General features: G+C 66.9%; 3 protein-coding genes. All 3 read left to right on the plus strand.

Going from position 1 to position 1,147, the window contains the following annotated elements; all coding sequences use genetic code 11:
• A partial coding sequence (locus ACJH7A_RS30570; RefSeq protein ID WP_406803324.1) for an ATP-binding cassette domain-containing protein occupies positions 1–411 on the plus strand: 411 nt, incomplete at its 5' end.
• A complete protein-coding gene (locus ACJH7A_RS30575) occupies positions 390–536 on the plus strand; it encodes a hypothetical protein (protein WP_406803325.1) in 147 nt (48 codons plus the stop codon). The genes ACJH7A_RS30570 and ACJH7A_RS30575, both read left to right, overlap by 22 nt.
• Positions 533–1,147, plus strand: a 615-nt coding sequence (locus tag ACJH7A_RS30580; protein WP_406803326.1) for a hypothetical protein, incomplete at its 3' end; no start/stop codon positions are given. The genes ACJH7A_RS30575 and ACJH7A_RS30580, both read left to right, overlap by 4 nt.

The following is a 1,147-nucleotide window of genomic DNA, read 5'->3' on the forward strand; positions in this document are numbered from 1 at the left end:
GATGCGTTGGCCGATCCGGTCGCCGCCAAGCAGATCATGGCCTGGGTGTCCGACGAGCCGATGATCTACGACAAGCTGACGCCGCTGGAATACCTCGAATTCGTCGCCGGCCTGTGGGGCATCGATCCCCGCACCTCGGAGAAGTCGGCACGCAATCTCCTGATCTCGCTCGGGCTCGAGCCGCATCTGAACGAGCGCTGCGAAGGCTTCTCCAAGGGCATGCGCCAGAAGGTGGCGCTCGCCGGCGCGCTGGTGCACGACCCCCGCCTAATCATTCTCGATGAACCGCTGACCGGCCTCGACGCGCTGTCGGCGCGTCACGTCAAGGGGCTGCTGCAGGAGCGCGTCCGGGCCGGCTGCACCGTGATCATGACGAAGTCGCCGAACGCATGGCCGACCGGATCGGCGTGATCGCGGCCGGCAGGCTGATCGCCGAGGGCACGCTTGCCGAGTTGCGCGAGCAGAACGGCCGCAACGACACCACGCTCGAAGACATGTTCATCGCGCTGGTCGATACCGAAGCGGCGGCCGCGTGAGCTCGACCGCCCATCTCACCTGGTTCGCCCGCCACGAATTCCGCCTGGCCTGGCGCGAATGGCTGGCGATGATGACCGGCGGCCGGCGGCGGCGCAATCACGCCGTGATCGGCCTGTTGGTCTTCGCGGCGATCCTGCATCTGCCGGCCTATGCCGTGGTCGCCCGCTATGTCGACTTGCGGTTTCCGCTCGATCCGTCCTCGCTGATCGTGCTGACCGCGACGATCTTCCTGTCCTGGGCGCTGATGCTTTCGCAGGCGATCGAGTCGGTGACGCGGGTATTCTATGCCCGTGCCGATCTCGATCTGATCATGTCGTCGCCGGCCAAGCTCACCAACATCTTCTCGATCCGGATTGCCGCGATCGCGCTGACGGTGAGCAGCATGGCGCTCTTGCTGTCGACGCCGTTCATCGACGTGCTGGTCTATCTCGGCGGCGCGCGCTGGCTCGCCGGTTTCGGCGTCGTCCTTGCGATCGGGCTATCGGCGGCTGCCGCGGCGATCGCCGTCACCGCGTTGCTGTTTCGCGTGATCGGGCCGAGCCGGACGCGGCTGGTGGCGCAGATCGTCTCCGCCGTGATCGGCGCCGGGTTCGTCATCGCCCTGCAGGTC

The organism is Mycobacterium sp. SMC-17, assembly GCF_045310915.1.
Lineage (GTDB): Bacteria > Actinomycetota > Actinomycetes > Mycobacteriales > Mycobacteriaceae > Mycobacterium.

Bases quoted from the DNA above. Each gene is read 5' to 3' on its own strand.
- ACJH7A_RS30575 (WP_406803325.1), top strand. From the start codon at position 390: ATGGCCGACCGGATCGGCGTGATCGCGGCCGGCAGGCTGATCGCCGAG.